The organism is Chlorogloeopsis fritschii PCC 6912, from assembly GCF_000317285.1.
Classification (GTDB): Bacteria; Cyanobacteriota; Cyanobacteriia; order Cyanobacteriales; family Nostocaceae; genus Chlorogloeopsis; species Chlorogloeopsis fritschii.
Map to the genome: position 1 here is coordinate 1 of NZ_AJLN01000090.1, position 1385 is coordinate 1385.

A 1385-nucleotide genomic window follows, 5' to 3' on the forward strand; every position below is an offset into this window, starting at 1 on the left:
GTAAACTACCTACGCTCCCGCAAGCGGTGAGCGTAGGCTTTTAAGTAGCCCTGAACTGTCGGTGCTGAGTTCACAACACAAACAGTTCGAGCCTCTAGGCTGGTTTACAAAAACAGCCCCAATAGTAGCAATATTTTTTGCTCCATTAAAATCAGCATCACCACTCCAAGAACAAGCTTCATTAGTACACTTAAAACGTTTGTCAGAACGCAGTCCAACATGCAGGCATTGATGGCAAGTTTGACTTGTCCAAGCCGGAGGAACAGCAATTACTTCTACTCCAAATTGAATGCCCTTGTATTCCAAGAAAAACCTTAACTGATAAAAAGACCAAGAGTTTGAACGTCTACGTTCTGTTTTATTTCTTGGCTTTTGATTGGTTCTTTCACGGATACCTGTCAAGTCTTCAATTGCCAGTGCTGCATTATTTTTCAATGCGTCCTGAATAATGGACTTGCTGATGTTGTGGTTTAGCCATTGTTGATATCTTCTCTCCTTGCCCGACAACCGTTGCAAAATCTGTCTTGCCCTGCGGCGAGTAGACCTTGTGCCTTTCGTGGCTTTTTTCTGGAGAGAACTTCTCACTCTAGAAAACTTGTCTCTAACATCGTTGATTTGCTTTCCATCCCACTTATCACCATTACTAGTTACAGCAATATCTCTGCGACCAAAATCAACACCGATTACATTAGTTGATTTGATTGGTTCTGGTGCTTCGTCTTTAATTTGGATGTGGATGTAGTAGTTGCCATCACGATGTTTACATAGCTGTGCTGATGTAGGTTTTCTACCTTTTAATTTACCTCTTTGATAATTACCAGCATCAATTTTGATGTGTTCTCTGCCGTTCATTAAAGTCAAGCTAACAGTCCAGTCTTTCTCTCTGAATGAGAAAATTCTGGCATCATAATCAGCCGATGTTGGCTTAAATTCTTTAACTGGCTTGTCTTTAAGTTTTGCAGTTTTGCGATTAGCTCCAACCCTGGCGCAAGCACGAACAGCTAAATTTGCACTTAACCCAAACAAAGCGCGAATCTCGTTATAAACCAGATTTTGAATAGTCATCTTACTGGTTATCTGGAGCTTAACTTTCTGATTGGCATAGTTACACGCCGACTCAAAAGCCTTTAATACCAGTTCAATTTCTTCTACCTGTTTTTGAGAGGGGTTGAGTTTGCAAACTAGCGTCAGCACTTGTTCCATGACTTCGACCTAATCACAGATGAACATAATACATCAAAATAGTCGTGTTGTATCAAAGACTTATTTGGCAAAAACTCAACTGCCTCTCTCCCTGTCAAACCGCAGGTTTGATTTAGTCAAGAGGCGTTTCGTTTTTGCCCCGCAATTCCTCTCGACACTGACCCTATCGGGTTCAGTGTGAG

1 protein-coding gene is annotated in these 1385 nt (G+C 41.4%); it reads right to left on the reverse strand.

The features are described from left to right. Positions 1 to 9: 9 nt before the first annotated feature. Positions 10 to 1203 carry an RNA-guided endonuclease InsQ/TnpB family protein gene (locus UYC_RS0117445; RefSeq protein WP_016879594.1) on the reverse strand — a complete coding sequence of 398 codons (1194 nt, stop codon included), beginning with the start codon at positions 1201 to 1203 and terminating at the stop codon, positions 10 to 12. Between the last annotated feature and the right edge of the window lie 182 nt (positions 1204 to 1385).

Excerpts from the sequence above, each read along its gene's own strand:
- UYC_RS0117445 (WP_016879594.1), bottom strand. The coding sequence starts at position 1,203 with ATGGAACAAGTGCTGACGCTAGTTTGCAAACTCAACCCCTCTCAAAAA.